This is a genomic window from Bifidobacterium [indicum] DSM 20214 = LMG 11587, from assembly GCF_000706765.1.
Classification (GTDB): Bacteria; Actinomycetota; Actinomycetes; order Actinomycetales; family Bifidobacteriaceae; genus Bombiscardovia; species Bombiscardovia coryneformis.
Window position 1 is genome coordinate 34279 of record NZ_CP006018.1, and the last position, 24840, is coordinate 59118.

General features: G+C 58.4%; 16 protein-coding genes and 2 tRNA genes. 4 read left to right on the forward strand and 14 right to left on the reverse strand.

The genetic code is table 11. From position 1 onward, the window contains the following. Positions 1–78: 78 nt before the first annotated feature. The 6 genes from BINDI_RS00115 to BINDI_RS00140 all read right to left on the reverse strand — a co-directional run bounded on the left by BINDI_RS00115 (position 79) and on the right by BINDI_RS00140 (position 10102). Positions 79–2898: an ABC transporter ATP-binding protein/permease gene (locus BINDI_RS00115; protein WP_033491535.1), complete on the reverse strand. Its 2820-nt coding sequence runs from the start codon at positions 2896–2898 to the stop codon at positions 79–81. An 88-nt stretch (positions 2899–2986) separates the two neighbouring features. After that, positions 2987–6445 carry an FtsX-like permease family protein gene (locus tag BINDI_RS00120; RefSeq protein WP_033491533.1) on the reverse strand — a complete coding sequence of 1153 codons (3459 nt, stop codon included), beginning with the start codon at positions 6443–6445 and terminating at the stop codon, positions 2987–2989. A 2-nt stretch (positions 6446–6447) separates the two neighbouring features. Then, the gene (locus BINDI_RS00125) at positions 6448–7149 is read right to left on the reverse strand and encodes an ABC transporter ATP-binding protein (protein ID WP_033491531.1); all 702 of its coding nucleotides are present in this window, start codon (positions 7147–7149) and stop codon (positions 6448–6450) included. Positions 7150–7303: 154 nt separating this feature from the next. Further along, complete coding sequence (locus tag BINDI_RS00130) at positions 7304–8779, reverse strand: ABC transporter ATP-binding protein (RefSeq protein ID WP_160229834.1); 1476 nt, start codon at positions 8777–8779, stop codon at positions 7304–7306. Beyond that, positions 8751–9440 carry an energy-coupling factor transporter transmembrane component T gene (locus tag BINDI_RS00135; RefSeq protein WP_052109078.1) on the reverse strand — a complete coding sequence of 230 codons (690 nt, stop codon included), beginning with the start codon at positions 9438–9440 and terminating at the stop codon, positions 8751–8753. The genes BINDI_RS00130 and BINDI_RS00135 overlap by 29 nt, the downstream gene beginning before the upstream one ends. Beyond that, complete coding sequence (locus BINDI_RS00140) at positions 9437–10102, reverse strand: MptD family putative ECF transporter S component (RefSeq protein WP_237742946.1); 666 nt, start codon at positions 10100–10102, stop codon at positions 9437–9439. Before BINDI_RS00140 ends, BINDI_RS00135 begins: the two co-directional genes overlap by 4 nt. A 326-nt stretch (positions 10103–10428) precedes the next feature. Here BINDI_RS00140 and BINDI_RS07025 point away from each other — a divergent pair, with 326 nt between their 5' ends. Both BINDI_RS07025 and BINDI_RS07030 read left to right on the forward strand, forming a co-directional pair. Further along, the gene (locus BINDI_RS07025; protein WP_081830713.1) at positions 10429–12315 is read left to right on the forward strand and encodes an ATP-binding cassette domain-containing protein; all 1887 of its coding nucleotides are present in this window, start codon (positions 10429–10431) and stop codon (positions 12313–12315) included. Positions 12316–12353: 38 nt separating this feature from the next. Further along, a complete protein-coding gene (locus BINDI_RS07030; protein WP_158332576.1) occupies positions 12354–14108 on the forward strand; it encodes an amino acid ABC transporter ATP-binding/permease protein in 1755 nt (584 codons plus the stop codon). Between the two features lie 711 nt (positions 14109–14819). Here the strand turns inward: BINDI_RS07030 and BINDI_RS07725 are convergent. The 7 genes from BINDI_RS07725 to BINDI_RS00175 form a co-directional block, all read right to left on the reverse strand. After that, the gene (locus BINDI_RS07725; RefSeq protein ID WP_202805346.1) at positions 14820–14972 is read right to left on the reverse strand and encodes a recombinase family protein; all 153 of its coding nucleotides are present in this window, start codon (positions 14970–14972) and stop codon (positions 14820–14822) included. A gap of 223 nt (positions 14973–15195) precedes the next feature. Beyond that, positions 15196–16419 carry a restriction endonuclease subunit S gene (locus BINDI_RS00150; RefSeq protein WP_033491529.1) on the reverse strand — a complete coding sequence of 408 codons (1224 nt, stop codon included), beginning with the start codon at positions 16417–16419 and terminating at the stop codon, positions 15196–15198. Between the two features lie 677 nt (positions 16420–17096). Further along, complete coding sequence (locus BINDI_RS00155) at positions 17097–18671, reverse strand: type I restriction-modification system subunit M (RefSeq protein WP_033491527.1); 1575 nt, start codon at positions 18669–18671, stop codon at positions 17097–17099. Positions 18672–18676: 5 nt separating this feature from the next. Next, positions 18677–21589 (reverse strand): type I restriction endonuclease subunit R, encoded by a 2913-nt coding sequence (locus BINDI_RS00160; RefSeq protein WP_033491525.1) that lies wholly within the window; start codon positions 21587–21589, stop codon positions 18677–18679. Positions 21590–21609: 20 nt separating this feature from the next. Beyond that, positions 21610–21807: a hypothetical protein gene (locus BINDI_RS00165; RefSeq protein WP_033491523.1), complete on the reverse strand. Its 198-nt coding sequence runs from the start codon at positions 21805–21807 to the stop codon at positions 21610–21612. Positions 21808–22196: 389 nt separating this feature from the next. After that, a tRNA-Ala gene (locus tag BINDI_RS00170) sits at positions 22197–22269 on the reverse strand. A 34-nt stretch (positions 22270–22303) separates the two neighbouring features. Then, positions 22304–22377 (reverse strand) — tRNA-Ile (locus BINDI_RS00175). Between the two features lie 144 nt (positions 22378–22521). Here BINDI_RS00175 and BINDI_RS00180 point away from each other — a divergent pair. After that, positions 22522–23199 carry a M48 family metallopeptidase gene (locus tag BINDI_RS00180; RefSeq protein WP_052109074.1) on the forward strand — a complete coding sequence of 226 codons (678 nt, stop codon included), beginning with the start codon at positions 22522–22524 and terminating at the stop codon, positions 23197–23199. Between the two features lie 170 nt (positions 23200–23369). Next, entirely contained in the window at positions 23370–24140 is a 771-nt protein-coding gene (locus BINDI_RS00185; protein WP_237742947.1) for an SDR family oxidoreductase, read from the forward strand. Between the two features lie 132 nt (positions 24141–24272). On the opposite strand, the gene BINDI_RS00190 is transcribed toward BINDI_RS00185, so the two are convergent. Then, the gene (locus BINDI_RS00190; RefSeq protein WP_033491521.1) at positions 24273–24752 is read right to left on the reverse strand and encodes a Dps family protein; all 480 of its coding nucleotides are present in this window, start codon (positions 24750–24752) and stop codon (positions 24273–24275) included. Between the last annotated feature and the right edge of the window lie 88 nt (positions 24753–24840).

Below are 24840 nucleotides of genomic sequence, written 5' to 3' on the forward strand. Positions count from 1 at the left end.
GCCCGGGAAGAGCGGTCTCAGGGGCCGACTGTGTGGGAATTCACTTATCCGTCATTGCCAGCATCGGGTCTTCATGCCTTACTCGGTGCGCAATGCCGTGGCGGGATCCTGCTTGGCTGCCTTCCGGGAGGGAATCAGGCCGCCAATCAGGGTCAGGACCACACTCAGAACGACCAGAGCCACTCCGCCGGAGACAGGGAGGGCTGCGTTGACTTCAGTGGTTCCCATGAAGTGATGCATGATGCTGTTGGCCGGGATTATCAGGAGGAGGGTGATTCCCACACCCAGGAGGCCGGCCAGGAGGCCGATGATGCCGGTCTCGGCATTGAAGACGTTGGAGACGTTCCGCTTGGACGCTCCCATGGCGCGGAGAATCCCGATCTCCTTGGTCCGTTCCAGGACCGAGATGTAGGTGATGATGCCGATCATGATTGAGGAGACCACCAGGGAGACCCCCACGAAGGCAATCAGGACGTAGGTGATGACGTTGATGATGGTGGTCACCGAGTTCATCATCAGGCCTACGTAGTCCGTGTAGACAATCTTGTTCTTCTCCGAGGCCTTGTCGTTGTAGTGCTTGATGGCATCACCCACGGAGTTCTTGTTCTCGAAGCTGTCCGTATAGATACTGATTCGGGAGGGGGCGTTCCGGGAGACCATGCCGAAGTCACTCAGGTTGTCGGCGTATGTGCCGGTGGAAACGTACTGGTTGTATATGGCGACCAGAACATCTTGCGGGGCCGTGGCGATGTACTGGTCGAAGGCCTGCGCGGTCTGCTGCTCGGCCATGGCACCTGAGGCGCTGGCCTGCTCCGACGGGGCGGTGGCTGCAGATCCCTGGGAGCCGGCTCCCATCTGAACCCCGGCCGATGAACCACTCATGAAGCCCTGGGCCATGCTGGCCTTCTGGCTGACCCCAAGGGAAGCGATGTAATCCTTGGCGTCGCTGGCCTTGGCCGCATCGTCCGCAGGGGCGAAGGCCATGCCGTTCAGGACGCTATGGTCCTGGTCGGCCTCCTGGTCGGTGACGATGGGGCTGGTCTTGGCCTGGTCAATCAGGTAGTCGGTCAGTTGCCGTGTGTATCCAACGCCCACCTTGAGCGGGGTGGCCTTGGCGTCCTCGTTGGGTCGGACGACCCCGACGATCTGCAGGGGCATGGCCTTGTCGGCTACCTTGGCCATTTCGTCCGCGTTGTCGCCGATGTAGCGGTAGTGGCCGTCATCACCCTTGACGTACTGGTCTGCGGCCGGCACCATGGAGAGCTTCTGCTGCATGACCTTGGAGTAGTCGATGGGGGAGGTGTCGGTTTCGACCTCCTGGCCGCTGTTGAGCTTGCTCATGATGTCGGAGTACTGGTTGGAGGGCAGGACGCCAAGTTTGTAGAGGCTGGTGACGGGGATCTGGTTGTTCTTGTCCAGCACCAGAACGACCTGATCCTTGGCCTTGGGCCAGGAACCGTCAACCACCTGGTAGTTGTCGGTCACCACCTTGCTGATGGTGGTCTTGGCATCTGCACCGGGCATGATCTCCCCGAAGATCTCCGGAGCCTTGTTCTTGTCGGTCTTGCCGGTCAGGTGCGACATCTGCATGGACTGGATGTCGCCCATATCGCTGTTCGTGTTGGCGGAGGCCATCTGACTGGCTGCGGAGCCGGTGTCCTGCGCACCCATGGTCACCTTGTCGGCGGAGACCAGCTTGCCCTCGGGATCATGCCCGAAGACAGCGAACTTGGTGTCGTAGGAGTACTGAATGCCCACCGACCCTACGTACTGGTGAATCTCGCTCTTGGGGTTGTCCAGGTACTTCTTGAAGCCTGTCAGGTTGTTCTGGGTGATGCTGCTGGTCAGGCTCGAGGCCCCCTTGATGCTGGAATCATCGGGGTATATGGCCTTGAGGTCCTTGTGGGACTTGGCCTCCTTTTCGGATTCCTGGGCCGAGTCCATGATCTTGTTCAGGTCGAAGGACTGCTCCTGGATCGTGATGGGGTAGGAGGTCATGGTCTCACGCTGGATGTTGTCGATGTACCGGTTCACGCCGGTGGATACGGACAGGATCAGCGCTATGCCGATGATGCCGATTGACCCGGCGAAGGAGGTGAGAAGGGTCCTGGCCTTTTTGGTCCGCAGGTTGTTGAAGCTCAGGGAGAGGGAGGTAAGGAGCCCCATCGAGGCCTTGCCGAAGGTGCGGTGCTGGGCCTGCTCCTTGGGAACCTCTTCCTCGACCACAGGATTGGAATCGCTGAGAATGACCCCGTCGTGCAGTTCCACGATTCGTGTGGCGTACTGGTGGGCCAGTTCCGGATTGTGGGTGACCATGACGACCAGGCGGTCCTTGGCCACCTCCTTGAGGAGGTCCATGATCTGGACCGAGGTCTCGGAGTCCAGTGCCCCGGTGGGCTCGTCGGCCAGGAGGATACTGGGGTTGTTCACCAGGGCACGGGCTATGGCAACCCTTTGCATCTGGCCGCCGGAGAGCTGGTTGGGTCGCTTGTTGACATGCTCGCCCAGGCCTACCTGCTCCAGGGCCTTGACCGCCCGGATATGGCGTTCCTTGCGGGATACCCCGGAAATGGTCAGGGCCAGCTCCACGTTCGAGAGGATGGTCTGGTGGGGAATCAGGTTATAGCTCTGGAATACGAAACCAACCGTGTGGTTACGGTAGGAGTCCCAGTCCCGGTCCTTGTACTTCTTGGTGGATGTCCCGTTGATGATCAGGTCTCCGCTGTCGTACCGGTCCAGGCCGCCGATGATGTTCAGCAGAGTGGTCTTGCCTGATCCCGATGGGCCCAGGATGGCCACGAACTCGTTGTCCCGCAGGTTGACGCTGACGTCATCCAGGGCCTGCTGGACAAAATCCCCGGTCTTGTACTGTTTGGAGACGTGTTCAATCTGCAGCACTATGATTCCCCGCTTCTTGGCTGTTCAGTGATATCGATTCCAGAAGCTCAAGCTTACGCCACAAGTATGGGTAAAGTCTGGGTGCCGTCTAATCCACGGACTTCAGGGCTTCCAGCATGTCTACGTTTCTGAGCTTGTGGTTGACCAGCCATCCCAGAGCGGCCGTGATGACCACGATCATGACCAGGGGAATGGCGAAGGCCACCCACCTGATGGAGGGGTCGAACATGATGTTGTCGGGCGGGACGGTGGTGATGATGTAGTGGTGGAGCCAGGCTCCGAATCCGTACCCGGCAAGGACTCCGATGGCCGAGAGGAGGATGGTTTCCCGGTAGATGTACATGGTCACTTCGTGGTCGTAGAAGCCCAGGACCTTGATGGTGCTCAGCTCGCGGATGCGCTCCTCAACGTTCAGGTTGGTCAGATTGTAGAGAATGACCAGGGCCAGGAGGGTGGCCACGATAATCAGCACCTGCATGATTATGTTCATGGACCGGACCACTGTGTCGATCTGGCCCATCATGGTGGTGTTCTGCACCACGCCCTGGATGCCGTCGATCCGCATGAAGGAGGCGGCCTGCTTCCGGGTGTTCTCCACGCTGGAATCCTTGAAGGTGACCAGGTGGGCATTGGCGGAGTAGTCCTGGTGGAAAACGGCCTGGTAGGTGGTCGGACTCATGAAGACGAAGTGCCCCAGATACATCTCGCAGATTCCATCCACCCGCATGGTTCTGTCCCTGCCTCCGGAATCCTGGAGGGTGATGGACCCACCGACCTTGGTTCCGGTCAGCTGGGCTATCCGCTCGGAGATGACCACCCCGTCGCCCGTGAGGTCCAGGGGTTTGTGACCCGAGCGGGTGTCCAGGTTGATGAAGTCGTTCAGGTGGCTGACCGAGGCCGGCGCAAGCATCGTGATGGCCTGCTTGTCGGCGTTGTGGCCTGCTGTCTTGCTCATTTCCTCGTAACGGACGTTCATGGACCCGTTCACGTCGGCCCTGTCCAGCCGCTTCCTGATGGTGGCCTGCTGGTCGGCGGTGGCCTGACTGCTCTCGGCGGCAATCAGGTCGTAGCGAACCACCTGGCCGAACTGATGCTCGTTGATGGCCGATATGGACCCCTGTACGCCGAACCCGGTCATCAGAAGGGCCACGGAGCCGCAGACCCCGAAGATGGTCATCAGCATCCGCTGCTTGTAGCGGAATATGTTCCGTGCGGTGACCTTGTGGGTGAAATTGAGCCGATTCCAAATCAGCGGAATATGTTCGAGGAGAATCTTCGATCCGGCGCTGGGCGGTTTGGGCAGGAGGAGGGCGGAGGGCTTCTCGCGCAGCTCCCGCCAGGCACTCAGGAAGGCCGGGACCACGGCACTCAGGAAGGCCAGCAGGCAGGCCAGGAGGGTGATTGGCAGGTGGAAGCCGTAGTGGATGGGTGGCATGTCGAAGGCAGGGGAATATGCCTGGTAGATAATCCAAGGCATGAGGGTGTGGCCGGTGATGATGCCGATGATGGCACCCAGGGCCGAGGCCACCCCGCCGTAGACCAGGAACTTGGCCATGACATCGCGGTCCCGATAACCCAGGGCCTTCAGTGTTCCTGCGTTGATTCGCTCCTCATCCACGAAGCGGGTCATGGTCGTGAAGGTGACCAGGGCGGCCACCAGGTACATGAAGTAGGGGAAGATCTTGGCCAGGGAATCCACGATGAAGGAGACGGAGACGTAGACCTTGTAGCCCTCTGAACCGGGCGCTTCCCTGCGTGAGTCCAGAGCGTAGACGGGCTCCCCCATGCGCTTCAGCCGGTCGGCCGACTTGTTCAGCTCCTCCTGGGAGTCGTCGATTTTCTTCAAGGCCTCAGGGCTCTCCCGGTTGAATTGGTCCAGTTTGGCCTGATAATCCGCGGTGTTCTGGTTTAAGGCGGATTGACCCTGATCGATTTGCTCCTGTGCCGAAGCCCTACTGGCAGCCAGGGTCTGCCGGGACTGATCCAGCCTTGCCCGGCCCTGGTCGAGCTGGGCGGTGGCCTGGTCCAGTTGGGTTTTCCCCTGGGCCAGCTGGCGCTCGCCCTCTTCGACCTCTGCCCTCGCCTGAATCAGATCCTGGCGCCGCCCGTCGAGTTCCTGCTGGGTGGCTGCGACCTGGGCCATGCCCGGGGTGTACTGGTTGGACATGAAGGCCTCGCGGCCTGCCTGGACTTCGGCCACCATGGCATCGATTTGGGGTGACTGACGGTTGAGCTCGTCTAGCTGGGCCTGGAGTTCCGCCTTCGTGCGGTTGAGCTTCTCCTCCTGTTCGGGGGTCAGCCCGGGGGCTGACAGCTCCGTGTCGACGGCCTGAATCTGGCTGGTGACCTGCGTGATACCCTGCCTGCATTGGGTCTGAGCCGCCTGGATCTGGGCCACGGCCTGGTCGGCCTGGGTCTTCCCGTTCTCCAGTTGCTGGCGGGAGGCATCAAGCTGGTCCTGCCCCTGGTTGATGGCCGCCTGGCCCTGGTCGACCTGCCCCCTGCCTTGGGCCACCTGGTCCGCCGAAGATTGGTATATGGCCTGTTGCCGAGTCAGTTCGGCCTGGCCCTGGTCAGCCTGCCGCTGCCCTTGGTCGATGGCTGCCTGGGCCTCGGCCGTCTGGGATGCCATCTGGTCCCTGGCTGCCAGGAGGCTCTGGGCGGCCTGGTCCAGTTGCTGTCGGCCCTGGTCCAGTTGTCGTCGGTTTCCTTCGAGCCCCCTCCTGGCCTGATTCACCTGGTCCTGCCCCTGGTCCAGCTTTTCCTTGAGGGGGCGTTTGACGGTGGCAAGCCTTGCCGTGGGGCGATCGGACAGAATCCTGTTCAGGGCGTCCTTGTGACCTTGCAGTGCATTGATATACCGGTCCGAGTAGTGGTCCTGAATCCGGTCCAGGTCCTTGAAGGTCAGGCGGGCAATCATGACCTCGTCGGAATCGAAGGCACCCGGTGTGGATACGGCATATGAATCCAGGGATCCCGACCCGGCGGTGGACGGCCCCATGTTGACCTTGCTCAGGATTTCGGTCGATTTGACCGTCCCGACCACCTGGAACCTGTGGTGTCTGAGTATCTTTCTGCCCAGCTGGTCGGCCTTTTCGTCCACTTCAATGCTGGTGCCGATGGGGTGGCTTTCGGCCAGGGCCGTATCGATGGCTATCTGGTCCGGGCTGGTGGGCATGGACCCCTCCACCAGTTCGTAGGTGGATATTCGTTTGGGGGCCGAGTAGATGCGCAGGCTCTGGTCGCCCCCTTTCAGGACCACGTCCTTGAGGTAGCCGTACTCGATTCCGGAGCTGCCCGGCGCGGTGTCTATGGCCTTTCGGTCGTCCTGGTCCAGCCCATAGCTGCTGATGACCGTCAAATCGGCCAGGTGGTGTTCGGAAAGGTAGGCGTTGCCTGCCTGCCGCATGTCCGGTCCGGCCACGCTCAATCCCACCAGGGCGAAGGACCCTAGTGCGACCAGGCAGACGATGGAGATGAACCGTCCCAGGGACTTGCGGAAGGAAATGCGGATGTCGTGCCAGAGCACCCTTCTGACGGTCTGCATCTTCACCACTCCACGTTGTCGATGTCTTCGGGGCTGCTGTTGGTCTCTACGGACTGTACCCGGGCGTCATGCATACGAATCACCCGGTCGGCGATGGGGGCGATGGCTGCATTGTGGGTGACGATAACCACAGTGGCGCCGTGCTTGCGGCACTGGTCCTGGAGGATGCGCAGCACCTGCTTGCCGGTCCGATAATCCAGTGCCCCGGTGGGCTCGTCGCAGAGAAGGATCTTGGGGTTCTTGGCCACGGCCCTGGCGATGGCCACCCGCTGCTGCTCGCCGCCCGAAAGCTGGGCGGGGAAGTTGTCAATCCGGTCACCCAGACCGACATCAATCAGGGTCTGGACCGGGTCGGCGGCGTTTTCCACGATCTCCGATGCCAACTCCACGTTTTCCCGGGCGGTCAGGTTGGCCACCAGGTTGTAGAACTGGAAGACGAATCCCACGTCATAGCGGCGGTAGGTCGTCAGCTGTCGGGCGTCATAGCCGGCGATGTCCTTGCCGTCCACGACCACCTGGCCCTCGCTGCAGGTGTCCATCCCGCCCAGGATGTTCAGAACGGTCGATTTGCCTGCGCCAGAGGCTCCCAGGATGACGACCAGTTCCCCCTTGTCGATGGAGAAGGTGACGTCCTTGTTGGCCGCAATGGTCGTTGCACCGGTCACATACCGCTTCGTTTCTCCGATGACGTCGATGTAGCCCATTCGTGCCCTTCTTTTCCTTGACAGCCGGGTTTGGTGACCGAAGCGTATGGTTGCTCCGCATCCCGATACCGGTATTCCCCTGTAAAACTGTAGACACAAGGGGTGGTCAGGTCCAAGGGGAAGCACTGTGGTTCAGGCGTGTCGCAGGGTATGACTAGAGGGCGCCGATCAGGCTTTCCATACTGTTTTGGTCGGTCACCAGTCTGCCCTGGCGGAAGGTCAGAAAGCGTTGACAGGTCTGCCGGAGGAACTCTTCATCGTGGGAGATTATCAGGATTATGGTGCCTCGGTCCTGCATGTACCGTATGGCCCGAGTCACCTGGTTCATGTGATACAGATCCAGGCCGCTCGTGGGTTCATCCAGGATGACCAGATGCTTGTCGGCCATGATGGCCGCTGCTATGGCCACCCGCTGCTTCTCTCCGCCCGACAGGGTGTTGGGATGACGGTCAAGCAGGCCGTCCAGGTCCAGTTCCGAGGTGACGTCATCGAGGAGTTCGGGCCGTCTGGCACCCAGGAGGAGCTCCTTGCGGACGCTCTCGCAGAAGAGCTGGTAGTTCACGTCCTGGAAGACCATGTAGGAGTTCTCTATCAGCTCCCTTGTCGACTGCCGCTTGCCGTTCAGGAAGAACTCACTGCCGTGTTCGGCCTTGTGCAGTCCGGTCAGAAGGTTGGCCAGGGTGCTCTTACCTGCTCCGTTTCTGCCGATGATGCCGGTGATCTGCTGGTTGGATACCGTCAGGTCGTCAATCTGTACGGCCGGGGTCTGTCCGTGGTCGTAAGAGAAGGAGAGATTGGTTACCCGGAGGCTGGATTCACTCCGACCGGTCGCCGTTACGGTGGCCGATACCGGGCTGTCGGCATTGTGTGGCTCGGGCAGGACCAGGGCCCGCAGGCCAAGCTGCTCGCGTTCTTCGGGGCTGATGGCCGCCATGGATTCCGGGGTGAAGGTGCCGGCCACCTGGCCGTCACGGATGACCAGGAACCTGTCGGCCAGGTCCCTCAGGTAGTAGAGCCTGTGCTCGATGACCAGGATGGTCAGCCCCAGGGCCTTGAGTTTGCCGAGAATGGCGGTCAGCTCCTCTATGGCCTCTACATCGAGGTTGCTGGAAGGTTCGTCCAGGACCAGCAGCTCGGGGTTGGCCATGCAGGATGAGGCTATGGCAATCATCTGTTTTTCGCCGCCCGATAGGGAGAACATGCTGCGATCCAGCAGGCGTTCGATGCCGAAGAGGGCGGTCACCTGGTCCATGCGCTTGCTGATGGTTTCCCGCTCCATCCCCATGTTCTCCAAGGGGAAGGCCAGTTCGCTGCGCACGTCGGTGGTGAAGAACTGGGTTTTGGGGTTCTGGAATACCGAGCCCACCCTTCTGGACAGTTGGTATATGGGCTGATCGATGGTCTCGGTACCGTCCAGAAGGCAGTGACCCTCAAGTTCACCCTCGTAGAGCTCGGGGATCAGACCGTTGACAATCCTGGATATGGTGGTCTTGCCGCACCCGCTCTTGCCTGTAATCACCAGGAGCTGCCCCTTGCCGACCTCCATGTCGACATGCTCCAGGGAAGGTTGCACGGCGTCTTCGTAGATGAAACTGATGTTCTTACCGGAGAGCATAGAAGGCAGCTCCAATCAGGACGAGTCCCAGCAGGCACATGGCGGCATCCGCCGGGGTGAACCTGACCCGGACCAGGGAGGTCTTGGGGCCAGGGTCGGTGAGTCCTCTTGTCAATGCAGCCGATGCCAGGTCGGATGCCACATTGGTGGCATTGCTCAGCAGCGGCACGTAGATGAACTCCATGGTTCTGACGGGGTGACGCACCATGTCGCCGGTGGTGGTGGCAATGCCCCTGAACTTCATGGCCTTGCGAATCTGCCGGTAGTCGTTCCGTACGGTCGGGAAGAAACGGAAGAGCACGCTGGTGGGTATGACTATCCACTGGGGAACGTGCAGGCGGCGCAGGCTGTAGATGATTTCGGAGACCTTGGTGGTTCCGGATATGTAGGCCCCTACGATCACGACCGGCAGCATCTTGCCCAGGCCTACAAAGAAGAAGAGTATGTAGCGGCCGAAGAGGTTCTCGGGGGCCAAATATGCCAGATAGGTCCCCACCGCGAATACGACGGTGATGCCGACCCACTTCAAGCCCTTCCTGATTCTGCCATCCACAAACTGGAAACTGCATAAATACAGGGTGATGGCCAGGGTCAATGCGTCGGGCAGGGTGAAAAAGAGCAGCCCGTTGGCAAAGACAACCAGGAAGAACTTGCTGTAGATCGATATCCTTTTCATGCCTTGGCAGGTATCCTCGCGAAGTGGCGCTTGACGATCATTGATCCGATCCAGGCTCCCAGCAGGGCGCCTGCGATGGTGACAACCACACAGATTATCAGGGTGGGTGTGCTGATCTGTGCAAAGACCTTATCGATGTAGGCCTGGTTCTTGCCCTTCCTGACGAGGCTGGCTACGTAGGCGTTCTTCATGAACCAGAGGGGCAGGGCAGGGCCGGTGTTGCCGAAGGCGAATATGGTGTAGCTCAGGTAACGCATGGGTTCGGACTTGCCCTTGCCCACCACGTTCTGCAGGAAGTCGGCCAGGACCCCGCAGAACACGTAGGGGATGAACGAGAAGGCGAAGTGTCCGGAGACCAGGAAGAAGAGACCCATCAGGATGCCCATGATGGTGATGCCGCCGAAGCGGGGGACCTTGTTGGACATGAGCATATAGACCGGTCCGGCAATCAGGCCGACGATACCGGGCAGGAGGATGGACGAGAAACCGGGCAGAATCATGCCGGTCACAAACCCCGTGAGGAAGGCGGCCAGGGCCATGCAGATGAAATACAGGGCACTGTAGATGCCGATGTTGATGAGGTCCTTGGCTTTGAGTGTGTTCATGGATACGTATGCTCCCGTTCGGGCGTAGTGGGCCGTCATGGCAATTATTCTGGACATCCACCGTTTTCCTGGCTCGTCCCCCCAAAGTCTCACCGGACGGGGAGTATCGGCTCCTTGCAGAAACGGCCCAGGCTCAATCCTGCAGTTTGATCCGCGGCTCACCCGGCCGGTCTGATGGATGTGGAACGAGTCTAAGATGATTCTTGCGGATTTGGCAATGAAGATTCCGTGAAGATTTGCTCTATCTGGACTTGCTGCCGCTGATTACGGTCCTGTTTCCTGGTTTTCCATGCTTCTCTTCAGGATTTCCAAATTTCGGGTATTGCCCTTCCGAAAGCCCTTTTGTTAGTCTGCATCTACAAACGAGCAAAGATAATTTTCGGATGGAATCAAGCATGATCAATAAGGAACTTCTGCATTTGCCGGGTGCCAAGGTATCCGGCAGCGTCATTTTGGGCCTCCTGCATACGGTGGGGGCCGTGGCGGAGCTGGTGATCATGATCCTGTCCATCTACGCTCTGGGATTCCTCTGGGGCCTGCCGGTTCCGGGGCTGCTGATCCCCCTTGTCGGACGGATTCCCGCCCTGGCGGTCAGCCTGGTGGTGCTGATTCTGGTCCGAGGACTCTGCCTTCTGGCGATCAGCCGGTGTTCTGCCTCTCTGGGCACCTCAATCAGCACGGCCCTTTCGGAGGACCTCTACCTTTCCATGTTTGACGGCAGGCAGCGAAAGGTTGATGGGAATCGCCCCAACCAGAGCCTTGCCATGCTGTCCACGGAGGGCGTGAAGCGGGTGGCTTCCTACTTCACGGATTTCCTGCCCATTCTCTTCCAGTCGGTCATGATGCTGCCTGTCGTGCTGCTTGTCCTTCTGCCGGTCAGCCCTGTGGGTGCCATCGTCGTGCTGGTGGGCATGGTGGTCATGCCCTTTACCCTCAGGATGGGAACCAAGCGCAACACCAAGGTCCAAACGGCGCATCTGCGGAAATACGACAAGGTGGGGGTCCACTTCGAGGAGTCCTTGCGTGGCCTGAATACGTTGAAGATCTTCCATGCTGACCAGGCCGAAGCCGACCGTCTGGCAGAGGACTCCGAAGGTTTCCGCCGCCAGACCATGGCGGTGCTGGCCGGGCAGCTGCGTAGTCTGATCAATGCCGACATGATGGTCCACCTGACCGTCATCCTGGCTGCCGTTCTGACCGTGCTGGTCCAGTGGGGCTCGGGCCCACGTATCTGGCTTCTGCCCTCCATCGTGGTCGTCCTGACCGGTGTCCGTCTTTTTGCCCCCGCTCAGCGTATGAGCTACCTGGCACATGCCGGTGTGGTGGCCACCCGTCAGGGTAAGGCCATTGCCGCCATACGCCGGGAAAGGCAGGAGGAGGAAGCACATGACCGGGCCGACCGAGAGGCTTCAGGCCCTGCCGGTTCCGAGTCTTCCCAGGGTGCACAGGCCGATACAGATGCGGGGCAGGATGGTGCGACTGTTGAGCAGGTCGATCCAGGCGACGGTGAGGGCGCCGGGGCTAAGTGCGGGGTCAAGGCCGGCGATCTCAGGTTTACGTATCCCGACGGGTTCACGGCGCTGCATGCCCTGAATTTCGAGCTTCCGCAGCAGGGACATATCGGTATCGTCGGTGCTTCCGGATCGGGCAAGTCGACTTTGGCTTCCATTCTGAGCGGGCAGCTCAAGGGGTATGAGGGAAGCCTGAGTGTATTCGGTAATCAGGTAAGCCGGATGTCCCCCTCGGACCTGATAACTTCCCAAACCGTGGTCAGGGGTACTGATCATCTTTTCAGCGGCACCCTGCGGTCCAACCTTGACCCGGCGGGTGTCGGGTACTCGGATGAGGTTCTGAAGCAGGCCTTGAGGGATGTGGACCTCCAAGACCTGTTGAATCGGCCGGAGGGGCTGGAATCTCGACTTGAGCCAGGCGGCTCAAACCTGTCGGGAGGGCAGAGGCAGCGTCTTTCCATTGCACGAGGGCTCCTGCGTGGATCCAGGCTCTACATCTTCGACGAGGCCACCAGCGCCGTCGACCGTGAGCACGATGCCAGTCTGTCCGCCCTGATGGATCGGCTTGGCAGGTCCAGCCTGGTCATCACCATCACCCACCGCCTGGCCGGGGTGCGGGATGCGGACAGGATCCTGCTTCTGGACCAGGGGCACTTGGTGGAAAGCGGCGATTTCGACCAGCTCATGGAAGCGGGCGGACTCTTTGCGGCCCAGTGGAACGAGCAGGAACGATACGAAGAGTTGGAGGCCGCACGATGAGCCGACAGAGGACTTCCACGCAGAAGGGAACCGGATCGTTGAGCGGTACCAGTACAAGTGCCATGCCCAAGGAGGAGTTCGGCCCCCTGGCCGGCGGCGGCTCTCTGAGCATCATGCGTCGAATGGCCGGACTGATGAGGCCCCTGGCAGCCACCGAAGGTAAGGCCATAGGATGCGGGTCGCTCGGCCACCTGTGCTCTGTGTGGTGCGTCATGGCCGCGACGGCGGCCCTGATAGGTCTGAGTGGACTGACCGGAAACGGCAGCTGGCTGAGCCGGACCTGGATTGCCTGGGCGGTGGTGTCCATTGTGGCCGGGGTGCTCAAGGGGGTCATGGCCTACGGCGAGCAGTACTACAACCATGAAATGGCGTTCAGTGTCCTGCGCGACATCCGTGTGACCGTTTTCGATAAGATGCGGACTCTGGCCCCGGCCAAGTTGTCGCGGCGGGGGCGGGGCAACATGGTCACCGTTCTGACCGATGACATCGAGGCTCTGGAGATTTTCTACGCCCATACCCTTTCACCCATCGCCATCGCAGTGATTACCGCCGTGGTCAACCTGGTCACGCTGACTGCCTTGTCCGGGTGGATGGGACTGATGGCCCTGGTTTCCTATCTGATCGTAGGTCTGGTCATCCCCCTTCTCAGCGCCTCGCCCACCTTCCGTGTGGCCATGGCGGAGCGTACAGCCCAGGGGCGCCTGCACAGCCTTCTCCTGGAGACCTTGGATGGGCGGCGTGAGCTGGTGGCTCTGGGTGCCGCCGATCAGGTCAGGCAGAACCTGGATGAGGCCACCGGCGACATGCTGGAATCTCGGCGCCGCACCTCACGTAACACCCTCTACAACGACCTGGCCACCCAGGTGGCCACCCTCGTCTGCATGGCCGTTTTCACCCTGGCCGTCTGCGCGCTCGCAGGCAGGGGAGCGATTGGTCTGGCCCCGGCCATGATCGGTCTGGTTGGTTTCCTCAGCTCCTTCGGTCCCCTGATTCCTGTGGCCAGACTGGGCTCGGGCCTGCAGCCCACCATCGCCGCTGCCCGAAGGGTCTTCGGCCTGCTGGACGAGGAGCCTGAGGTTGAAGAGGTGGCTGAAGGGTCCAGACTGCCTGCCTATTCAGGCACCCATGCCAGTGGGCTCTCCTTCGGTTATGCCACCGGGTCTGACCAGGATGGGAGCGATTCTCTGGTTCTGCATGACCTGGAACTGGACATCAAGCCAGGGGATCTGGTCGGTGTCCAGGGTGAGAACGGGGCCGGGAAGACCACGCTCATCGACCTGCTCATGCGCTTCCGAGACAGGAGTGCTGGCGACCTGACCGTCTCCGGCCTACCCATCGAGACCATCAACACGGCTGACCTGCGTGCCCGACAGACCCTGGTGAGCCAGGATACCTATATATTCAGCGAAACCCTGGCCGACAACATCGCCATAGCCCGACCTGGTGCCAGCCGCGAGGAGATTGCCGAGGCCGCCAGCCAGGCCTGCCTTGATGATCTGATTGACCAGCTGCCCAAGGGACTGGACCAGGTTCTGACCAGCAACGGATCCGAACTCTCCGAAGGGCAGAAGCAGCGGGTGGCCCTGGCCCGCGCCTTCCTGAGCCAGGCCTCCCTGCTCCTGCTGGACGAACCGACCAGCAACATGGATGCCCTCCTGGAGGGCAAGGTGCTCAAATCCCTGATTGATCAACAGGGTGACAGGGCCTACCTGATCGTCTCCCACCGGCCCTCGGTCCTGGCCCGGGTCGATCGGCTGCTGACCTTGCAGGATGGCAGGCTCATCTCCGCCTGAACATCCGCACAAAGAATGAGGTGCAATTTATGGTGCCGGTTCGAATTGCTGCTCACAGCTATGACGCTGTCGACACAATTCAAACCGGCATTGGCGCATTTCAATGACAGATTCCCGGGTGCGGATTCTCTCTGCCGGTTCCGCAAATAGGGGGGGGCATAGTTGGAGTCAGTTCGGAGAAAAGTGGTTCGGCAAAGTAGATGTCTGCTCTCACCTTGGGTGGTGACATCCCGTAAGCTACCTATACAAGCGTGGTCCATGGACTCTGGCTGTCTTAAAACAGTAGAAAAGAGAAGGGTTCCTTTCGGCAGAGTTGAGGTAATTAAGTCTATTTGTCGAACGTGGCCCCGCTGGCCAGCGCAGGTATGCCTTACTTCGACCGCGATGTTGCCATAGTGATGCTCACCGATGTAGCACGGTTCTTGAGCATCGTGTTCAGCATCTTCACGCCGAACTTTGCGCCCCTCGGCGTTCAGCTCGTCGGCTATCGACTGCATCCCGCCCCGTAGCTTACTCGTCGAACATGCGACGCGCGAAGTGCGCGGTGTTGTAGTCCATGCCTCTCTGGATTTCTGCGACAGCTGCCGGCTGTGGTACTCGGACATGGAGCCATCAGGCCGTCGATGAGCACCGCCTCGGGCCTGTCCGTCGGGATGTTCTCCGCCAGCAGGTGGATCTCGCACCCTGCCTCGCGTATGGTCTTCTTAGCCATTACCAGCACGTACTTGTCGCGCACCAGACGGTCGGTCTTCCGCAGGATGAGCGCGTGTGCAGCCTGCCCTTGGCGACCTCCGACAGTATCAGCTGGAACCCCGGGCGCGCGTCCGTCGTGCCGGATATGGCCGCGTCCTCGTACTCCCTCACGATGGTGAATCCATGGGCATCGGCCGACTCGTGGGCGAGCTCACGCTACTGCTCGATGTTCGCCTCGTTCTGTGAGTGCGACGAGAACCGGTAATACGCGATCGCGAGGTTGTTGTCGTCCAGCTCGGTTTTCTTCCTGCGTGCCAAATTACTAACTCCCTTTACTTGTTATCAGACTAAAGAAAAACGTCCGCCATCGCGACAACGATGGGCGTGGTCGGATCTAAGCAAACATCTGCTGTAGCAGGCCCTTCTTCAATTCCTGCCATTTCGCCAGCTCAGCCTTCGCCTTGACGATGACGTCGTCGACGATCGAGAGCAGGTCGGCAATCTTGCGCTGCTCAATAATGGACGATGGCATGCGATAAGTCAGCTCTTTGAATCGTGTTGCGGGGATACCTTTAATTGAAGTCCCTTGGGTTCGAACGGCTTCTCGTTGCATTCGTGCGGACAGCATGTATGCAATAAACTTTGCATCGCCCGTGACATCTTCTAAGCTAATAAAATCCTGACTCGTACACGTTTCGCGATCCAAAAGCGCAACTTTTCCAACCCCAACACGAAGAACTACAGCGATTGAACCGGGCTTTACTTTTTTTGTAGCCGAAGTTGCAATAGCTTCCTCTGTGATAAATCGCGTTCTACGAACTGTTGTGATGTTGTCCACATCCAAATCGGAAGATGAAATCCAAGAAATATCACCGTTGTAATTGTCGGTATTGCTAGTTGATGGCGTACCGCCACCAATCATTCGATTGCACAATTCGGCAGATGTTCTCTCTTCCCAATCGGGAAACTCGGACCCGTCGTCAGCTTTGAACCTGACCTCCTGGCTGAACAGCTTCTGTATCACGCCCTTCTTGCGCTGTTCCCATGCGTCTACCTCGGTCTGCTGGGCAGCGATAACTCTGTCGACGGTCGAGAGCAAATCGGCAATCTTGTGCTGCTCGGGGAGAGAGGGAACAGCAAACGAATAAGATGCATATTCGGTTGCGTTAATTCCCGGTTGACCAGATCTCATCGAAGTCGTCTTAACCCATTTCCAATACTTATCAGTAAGCGTTTGGGAATACACAAAGTAGTCGTCCGAACTTGAAAGCACATGCGCTTTAATCAAAAAGCCCGCATAAAACAATTTGCCGTCTTTTGAATGATACAGATAAGACTTGCCTGTACTTGCACCAGTCCTTGCCAGTAAAATATCCCCGTTTCCAACAATATATTTATCGTCAAGTTTACCCTCTGGCGAAACAACATCGTCAGACAAATATGCATGCGTTTCGTCGTCAATATCAGTAATGCGGATATAACGATTTTCGCCATCAAACCTCGTTGCAGCCGCATTCATTCCGTATGTCAAAGGCGCACAAAGTTCTCCCAGTGTCTTCTCTTCCCAATCAGGAAAATCGGACCCATCATCAGCCTTAAAACGCAATACTGGTTCCATATCACTTCACCTCCTAATAAACTCAAACAATCGATGAATCGGATTCATCATACTTGGTGCTGCGCTTGCCGCAGCAGGCACCGTGTCGATAGTCGTCGCCATATTCTCCGCCATGTATACCGCGTCGTCCTTCTTCTCTGATGCTGCAATCTGCGATTCCAACGCAACCAGTGATTCATCAAGCTTCTTGCCATGCACCTACATCGCAGTTGTATTCTCGTGAACGGCTGCAACAAACTCGCGAATAATATCGTTTGCCGAGTCGTCGAGCGTCACGAGGTCTTTGAGCTACTTTAGCCCTGAGAACGTAATCGCAGGGGCGTCAATAGTGCCTTCCAATAATCCACGTCCAGCAAAATCATGAACTCGGCTGCGCGTTCGCCGCATGATTACATCTTGCTCCGCCAACAAACACACCTTCAAACGTCTCCGTATATCCGCTCGTCATAAATAAAGAGGGCAGATTCACCTCAGCGATGTGCACCGTAACGCCATCATGCCCTTCGAAAGCCTGTGCATCGTGCTCAGAAACAGAGTCTTCTCCTGTTCTGGCGACGTCGAATACCAACTATCGGTCACAGCGGACGAAATACAGGCGTTGTTCTCGTCTTCCCTCATGTGATAGTTGTAAATCGCACGCTTCCAAGGTCAGTCTTCTGCTTTCTTTTCCACCACAGTCATATTCCCAGCTGCCGCAGCATCGACTCCACCTTGTCGGCAGAGGCCTTCTTCTCGCCCTCGATACGCTTGATGTCATCTCGTACGGCCTCGAGGTCGACGGGCTCTTCCTCCTCGTACGTATCCACGTAACGCAGGATGTTGAGGTTCCAGTCGTTTGCCTCGATCTCTGCCATATCCGCCACATGGGCGAACTTCTCGATGTCCTCGCGCATCGTGTAGGCGTTCACGATCTTCTTGATGTGCTCGTCCTCAAGCGTGTTCTGGTTCTTGCCGGGCTTGAACTCCTTGCTCGCGTCGATGAACAGCACGTTGTCGCTGTTGCCGTTGCGTTTGGACTTCAGTACGAGCAGGCACACGGGGATGGATGTGCCGTGGAACAGGTTTGGTGCAAGGCCAATGACGGCATCGAGGCGATTCAGATCCTTGATGATGTACTTGCGGATGACCGCCTCGGCACCGCCGCGGAACAGCACGCCATGAGGCAGCAGGACGGCCACGCGCCCGTCGTCATCGTCCATGTGATAGATCATGTGCTCGACGAAGGCGTAGTCGGCGTGGGACTTCGGCGGCAGCTTCCCCGCGCCCGAATACCTCAGGTCATGCAGCAAGGCGGGGTTGCCGTCGTACTTCAGCGAGTACGGCGGGTTGCAGACCTGCACCGTCATCTTCACGTCGCCGTACTTGTCTTCGCGCAGCGTATCGCCCTTGTAGATGTCGAAGTTCTGGTAATCCACGCCGTGCATCAGCATGTTCATGCGCGCAAGGTTGTACGTAGTGGCGTTGTTTTCCTGCCCGTAGAAATGACCGACACGTCCAGTCGTGAGGTGTTTCTGCACCTCGAGCAGCATGGATGCCGAGCCGCACGTGCAGTCGCCCACCGTCTTCGCCTCGTCCAGGCCGACGGTCGCCAGCGTCGCCACCAGCTTCGAGGGCCCCGTTGGCGTGAAGAACTCGCCGCTCTTCTTGCCAGCGTCCGAGGCGAACAGTCCGAGAAGAATCATGTACGCCGTCCCCAGCACGTCGAACTGCGAATCGGATAGCTTGAAGTCAATCTCGCTGATTTGCACGATGACTTTGGCGATGAGCGCAGTACGATCGGCCACGGTGTCGCCCAAATCGGGGTCATGCAACTTCATGTCATTGAACAAGCCGGAGAACGCCGCCGCCGACGCCTGACCCATCGTGGAACCCGTCAGCTCGTTCACCGCGCGCTCGTAGTCCTCAACGCTGAACTTGTCACGGTCATCCGAAGGATGGACAATCTTGCGAACCAGTTCGCGGAACAGGTTCTTGGGCTTGATAATGTAGCCAAGATGCTTAATGGACCACTGTTCGACGATGGGGCCGTATTTCGCATCGGCGAATGCCTGCTCGTAGCTCAGGCCGTCCGCCTTCAGGAGTTCCTGCATGTACTCTTCGGTGCGTTCCGACAGGTAGCTATAGAAAATTGTCCCGAGGATGTAGTTACGGAACTTGGTGGAATCCATGTTTCCACGCAAATCGTTCGCGATGGCCCAGAGCTTTTGGGACAGCTCGCTCGCCTGCTCCTGATACTTTGTGGCATCAATCATGCCGCTTACTCTCCTTCGGCCCTATAGCGGTTGTATGTGTCGATGACGAACTTCTTGATGACTTGCGTCATGGTCGTGATCTCCACAAGTCCCTTACGATATGCGGTCAGCTTCTGGCGGACGGCCTCCTCAGAGAAATTCCCGTCGAAGATGTACTTCGAGAAGATGTCCTGCACGTCCTTCGCCTCAAGACTGTTTTCGCGGGCGAACGTCTCGATTTCGTCCTCGAGGCTCTCACGCTCGAACTGCTCGTAAGCCTGCTGCACGTCGGCGTCTTCCGGCAAGTTGTAGAAGCGCGTTTGGATGAATGCCTTCATGATGTCCTTCTTAGCGCGTAGGGCATCGTTGTCCGAACGCTCGATCTCCCGCATGACAAGGTCGATGTCGCGATCAATATCCGCTTCACTCTTGTTGGCTTTGTGCGCTGACTTCAGTAAGCTCAGGATGTACATCACGTTGATGCGGTCGGTGCGGACCAGCTCCACGTCGAAATCCACGTCGACGGGCACGGGAACCTTCGGGTTGCGCTTCTTCGACTCATCGTAATAATACAGGTACCAGCTTTTGAAGCCCTCGTATTCCTCCTCGCCGAGAGCCCCGGCTAAATCCGTCCACTTGAACTCGTCGAGTGTCTTCAGCGTTGCTAGCGTGCCTGAAAGCGGACGGAACGCGAGGATGAACTGCCGGATGTCGTCCTCGCTCTGAAGCTGTCCGGCATCGTCCACGGTCTGCGTGACCTTGCGCAGCACGGGCACCTGGTTCATCCACCTGTTCATGTAATACTCATAGTTCTCGAGCAGGTACTCGTTAGGGTCGCCGTCGCCGGAAAACAGACGCAGGGCATCGTCCTGCGCCCGCTTGATATTGCGGTAGGAGACAATCTGTCCGAACTGCTTCGTCACCTTGTCGACTCGGTTCGTACGGCTGTATGCCTGCACCAGTGTGTGCCAGATGAGGTTCTTGTCCAAATAAAGGGTGTTCAGCGGCTTCGCGTCGAATCCCGTCAGCAGCATGTTGACCACCAGCAGAATGTCCACCTGCGGCAGATCCTCCTGCTTCATGCGGCGCGTGATGTCCTTGCGGTACGCGTCGAAGGAATCCAGCCCGAACGCCGTACCGAACATCTCGTTGTAGTCATTCATACAGCGCTCCAGCAGCTCCTGCGAGTGCTCGTCTCCGCCCTCGTCCATGTCGCCGTTGGGCTGGTACGTGAAGATGGCGGCCACGCGATACCGCTTGTCGTCATCTCTCGTCTCATTCAACGCCTTGAACGCGTCGTAATACTTGCCAAGCGTCTTGATAGTGTCCACCGCGAACAGCGCCGTGTACACGTCCGTGCCCTGCGGGTGGGCGTGCTGCTCGTGATGCTCGAAGATGTTCCCGGCCACCGACCGGATACGCTCGTCGTCGTGGTACAGCGACTCCAAATCGATGTTGTGGCGTCGGCAATAATCAGGGTCGTTCAGCTGCTCGGGATCGATGTCATTCGCGGCAATACGCTTGGGGGAAAGCGAGCGCCGGTACTCGACCGAGAAGCGCAACACGTTTCCGTCCGCAATCGCGTCCTTAATCATGTAACGATGGAGGCAGGCATCCAGCTTAGACCCAGCGCAGAATGCATCCGCGGTCGTCCTGCCATCCCTGCCGCGATTCGCCTCGAAGATGGGTGTGCCCGTAAAGCCGATATAGTTCGCGTTGTTGAAATGGCGCTTGATGTCGCCGTGCATCTTACCAAACTGGCTGCGATGGCACTCGTCTATGATAAATACAACCTTCTTGTCACGGTACGAATCCATCAGCGACTCATATCGCTTGTTCCTGACCGCGTTCGCCATCTTCTGAATCGTCGTCACAATGAGCTTGCGGTCGTCCTGCTTCAGCTGTCTGACCAGTACGGTGGTCGAATCGGAGCCGTCCACGCAGTCCTTCTCAAACGAGTTGTACTCGCCCACGGTCTGGTCGTCCAGATCCTTGCGGTCAATCAGGAAGATGACCTTGTCCACACGCGGCTCGTCACGTAAAAGCTGGGCCAACTTAAACGACGTCAGCGTCTTGCCCGAGCCTGTGCACGCGAAGACATAGCCGTTCTGGTTGGAATCCAGCACGCGGCGCTTCGCGGCCTTCACCGCGTAAATCTGATACGGGCGCATGACCATCAGGATAGGCTCAGTGGTCTTGATAACCATGTACTTGTCGAGCATCTCCGTAAGCGTCGAGCGACGCAGGAACTCCGCCGTGAACTGGTCCAACTTGTTGATTCGCGTGTTCTTGTCGTCCGTCCAGAAGAACACGAGGCTCTTCAGAATCGGGTTGTAGAAGCCGCCGTCCATCTCGTTCTCATTGCAGAAGTACTTCGTCTGCACGGAATTCGACACCACGAACAGCTGTAAATAATGAAACAGTCCTTTGAACGAAAACTTGCGGTACCGGTTGATCTGATTGATTGCCTCGTTGATTTCGACGCCGGGGCGCTTCAGCTCGATTTGCACCGTCGGCAGGCCGTTGATGAGAATCGTCACGTCGTAACGGTTCTTATAGACGACATCGCCCTTATGCTCCTTATCCATTGTTACCTGATGCGTCACCTGATAGATGTTCCGATCGATGTCGGAGCTGAAGAAATCTAGATATACAGTCTTCCCGTTATCCAGCGTCAGCACGTACTTATCGCGAATGATTTTCGCAGACTCGTAGACGCTGTGGTTGTTGACATGAATCATCACACGTCCGAACTCGGCATCTGAGAACGTTGTCTCGCCCTTCGCTTCGGTCAGCTTCTCGGCATTGAATGCCGCGAGCTGCTTGCGAAAATTCGCCACGACGTCGTCGTAGTCACGCATCTGAACAAACTCATAACCGATGCTCTCAAGCCTGTCAATGAATAGATTCTCGGCATCGTATTCGGAGACGTGTGCCATCTGTTCGGTTCCCTCTCTGCTTACCACTTATGGTTCGTGATGTACTCGTCGGCCGCCAGTCGGAAGAACGCACTCAGGCTCAACTCGTGGGCCTTCGCGACAGCCGTCAGACGCTCCTTGGCGCTTCTCGTCATGGACACCAGCGACGTGGCGCGCACTTCAGACGCCGTGGTTCCAGCAAACGCTTCGGTTTCCTTCCAGTCGTGCTTCTTGCCCATATACAGCCTCCCTCTTACCTCCTCGCATTAGATACTCTTTATCTAACCAATATCTAATGAGTATCTCACTCAGTCTCGTCCTACTTCAGCTTTACCCGTTCGAACGGCAGGACGGCGGGCGTTCTCACCTTGGCGTACATCGTGCGTACGGTCTTGGCTGTGGGGCCACGGCCGTCCACGGCGACGGTGGAGGGCTTGAACCCTGACCTGCGGTTGCCTCGGACTACGGCAGCAGACCTGCACCTAAGGGCCGAAAATGGCTTAAAAACGGCAAATTTGGGCCTTCTAGGACATAAAACGAAAAAGAAGTGCCTACATTGCGCTCTCTAATCTACAAATAAGCCCGAACTCGCTCCTGAGGAGGAACGGTCAGACGCTTCATGTTTTTGTGGAGCTAGCCGGGTTCGAACCGGCGACCCTCTGCTTGCAAAGCAGATGCGCTACCAGCTGCGCCATAGCCCCGTGATTGGAATGAACTTCAAAAAGCAGAAGTGCGTGGGCCTGGGAGGACTTGAACCTCCGACCTCATCCTTATCAGGGATGCGCTCTAACCAGCTGAGCTACAGGCCCATTCCATGTGACTCTGGAGAATCACACAAATGGTTAGCATACCATGTGGGCAGAGTAAGTCAATTCGCGTCGCGTCGTGAGTTGCAAGATTACAAGCTACATCGCGGGGGTGGTGAAGAATGCAGGTATGACGGAGATTCGTATATGACCAAGACAATCGGTGGCGGCAGACGGGGCCGGGGTGCCGGATCGACGGTCAAGCGCCGCCTGCTTGAGTTGGATGGTGAAGAGGTCCTGGTCATCAGTAAGCGAATCAAGAACGTCTACCTGCGGGTGAAACCGCCTGAAGGAGGGCTTGAAGTCACGGCTCCGGTCGGTCTCTCGGATAAGCAGCTTGAGGAGTTCGTCCGGGCCAGGAGGGTTTGGATTGGCCGGACCCGAGGGCGTATCAGTAACTCCATTTCGGAGATTGCGAGTGATTCCAACGATTCTGCCGATGACCGAAAAGCAGATGGTGAGAGCAGATGCGGGGATGAACCGCAGGGGAAGGACCGATCCGAGGATAGGGCCAGGCGAATCATCGAAGAGCGGCTGCCTCGGTTGGTTGAAACCTGGGTGCCGGTCGTCGGTAAGCGCCCCACGGCCATTACTCTGCGCCACATGAAGACCCGCTGGGGGTCCTGTACTCCTTCCACGGGCCGGATTCGGCTCAATACTGAGCTGGCCTGGCTGGATCCTGAACTTCTGGAGTATGTGCTCGTTCACGAGCTGACCCACCTGCATGCCCATGGACATGGCCCCCTGTTCCAGGAGCTGATGACCAGGTACATGCCGGATTGGCGACAGCGCAGGAGGCGACTCAACCAGTACGTGGTTATCTGAATACCCTAGGCCCATATTCCACGGCGACCCGAATTATGCCGGGAACCACACAGAGATGAATGAACGACTGGTTGATATCCGACCACATCGGGGTGGGAATGCGCTCGGGTGCTTGTTTCCGCGCTAGCGTTGGTGGTGAGCGCTGTTCAAGGATGGCAGATGAAGGAGCGATGATGACGGATTCAACGAATACGATCAAGCGGGCAGTGGTCACGGGTGCATCGAGTGGTATCGGGCAGGCCAGTGTCAGGGCCCTGGTGGGTAAGGGTTGGCAGGTGGTGGGTCTGGCCCGCCGCGAGGAGAACCTGCGGGACCTGGCCAAGGAGCTGGGCGAAGGATTCACCTATCAGGTCTGTGATGTGACCGACGAGGATTCAACACGGAAGGCAGTGGATGCCGTGCTGTCGGAAGGTCCGGTCAAGGCCCTGGTCAACTGTGCGGGGGCAGCCTTCGGCAAGGATGCCGTGGCCACCTCGAACCTGGACGATTGGCGGGGCATGTATGAGCTCAACGTCCTGGGTACGTTGAGGGTCATCCAGAAGTTCCTGCCGGCCCTGAAGGAGTCCGAGGGTACGGTCCTGGTTGTTTCATCGACTGCCGGTATCGAACCCTACGAGGGTGGTGGCGGATACTGCGCTTCCAAGGCAGCGGAACGGGTCATGGCCCGTATTCTGCGTCTGGAGTTGGTCAGTGAGCCGGTTCGGGTAGTCGATATCGCACCCGGCTTGGTCCATACTGATGAGTTCTCCCTGAAACGATTCGGCGGTGATTCCTCCAAGGCCGATGCCGTCTATGCCGGGGTGCCGGATCCCTTGACTGCCGATGATGTCGCAGGATGTGTTTCCTGGGCGCTGGAGCAGCCCGACACGGTTGATGTCGACCAGATTGTGGTTCGTCCTCGTGCCGAGGGTTCCTACACCAAGCTCTATCGCAAGGGCTGATGGCTCGCAATAAAAAGCGGGCTAATTGGCGTTTTACCAATCAGCCCGCTTTCCGTGCTGTCCGCCGGACTGTCGTCAATCAACGCTTGACGGAACAACCGGCTTGGAGCAGCCGAGGTGATTCCGGGGGAATCAGAACAGGTGACTCCTCATGAACCACTGGAAGTGCTCCAGCTCCTGGACGTGGTCCTGGAGGATATTGGAGCTGATGACATCCAGGTCATCCAGCTTACTGATGGCCTCGCGGTCCAGCTTGATGAAGGTGGTGTAGTACTTGTCGAGTGCCTTCAGATAGTCCAGGGCATCCTGGCGACCGGTCAGCTCAAGGCCCTCCCAGTTGCGGTTCTTCACGATGTCGTCTGGGCGTCCGGCGGGTGAGCCACCCAGGGTGGCGATGCGCTCGGCGGTCTCGTCGGCCATGTTCAGAACCGAGTCGACCTCGGGGTCCATCATCTCGTGGATGCCGATGAACTCCTTGCCTTTCATGTTCCAGTGGGCATGCTTGAGAACCAGGGCGGTCTCCTGCTCCTGGCTCAGGCGCTCCTGGAGGATTGCGATGACCTTCTCACTGGTGGCTTCGTCCAGCCCCGGTACGGTAAAGTTCAGTGCCATAATCTCTCCTTCGTTCGTCGGCGTATCGTCAGCGATTCCATTCGGCCGGTTTCCCAACCGACCCTTACTTCAACCCTAGCCACGGATA

Excerpts from the sequence above, each read along its gene's own strand:
- BINDI_RS00120 (WP_033491533.1), bottom strand. The coding sequence starts at position 6,445 with ATGCAGACCGTCAGAAGGGTGCTCTGGCACGACATCCGCATTTCCTTC.
- BINDI_RS00125 (WP_033491531.1), bottom strand. The coding sequence starts at position 7,149 with ATGGGCTACATCGACGTCATCGGAGAAACGAAGCGGTATGTGACCGGT.
- BINDI_RS00135 (WP_052109078.1), bottom strand. The coding sequence starts at position 9,440 with ATGAAAAGGATATCGATCTACAGCAAGTTCTTCCTGGTTGTCTTTGCC.
- BINDI_RS00140 (WP_237742946.1), bottom strand. The coding sequence starts at position 10,102 with ATGTCCAGAATAATTGCCATGACGGCCCACTACGCCCGAACGGGAGCA.
- BINDI_RS07025 (WP_081830713.1), top strand. The coding sequence starts at position 10,429 with ATGGAATCAAGCATGATCAATAAGGAACTTCTGCATTTGCCGGGTGCC.
- BINDI_RS00150 (WP_033491529.1), bottom strand. The coding sequence starts at position 16,419 with ATGGAACCAGTATTGCGTTTTAAGGCTGATGATGGGTCCGATTTTCCT.
- BINDI_RS00155 (WP_033491527.1), bottom strand. The coding sequence starts at position 18,671 with ATGATTGATGCCACAAAGTATCAGGAGCAGGCGAGCGAGCTGTCCCAA.
- BINDI_RS00160 (WP_033491525.1), bottom strand. The coding sequence starts at position 21,589 with ATGGCACACGTCTCCGAATACGATGCCGAGAATCTATTCATTGACAGG.
- BINDI_RS00165 (WP_033491523.1), bottom strand. The coding sequence starts at position 21,807 with ATGGGCAAGAAGCACGACTGGAAGGAAACCGAAGCGTTTGCTGGAACC.
- BINDI_RS00180 (WP_052109074.1), top strand. The coding sequence starts at position 22,522 with ATGACCAAGACAATCGGTGGCGGCAGACGGGGCCGGGGTGCCGGATCG.
- BINDI_RS00185 (WP_237742947.1), top strand. The coding sequence starts at position 23,370 with ATGATGACGGATTCAACGAATACGATCAAGCGGGCAGTGGTCACGGGT.
- BINDI_RS00190 (WP_033491521.1), bottom strand. The coding sequence starts at position 24,752 with ATGGCACTGAACTTTACCGTACCGGGGCTGGACGAAGCCACCAGTGAG.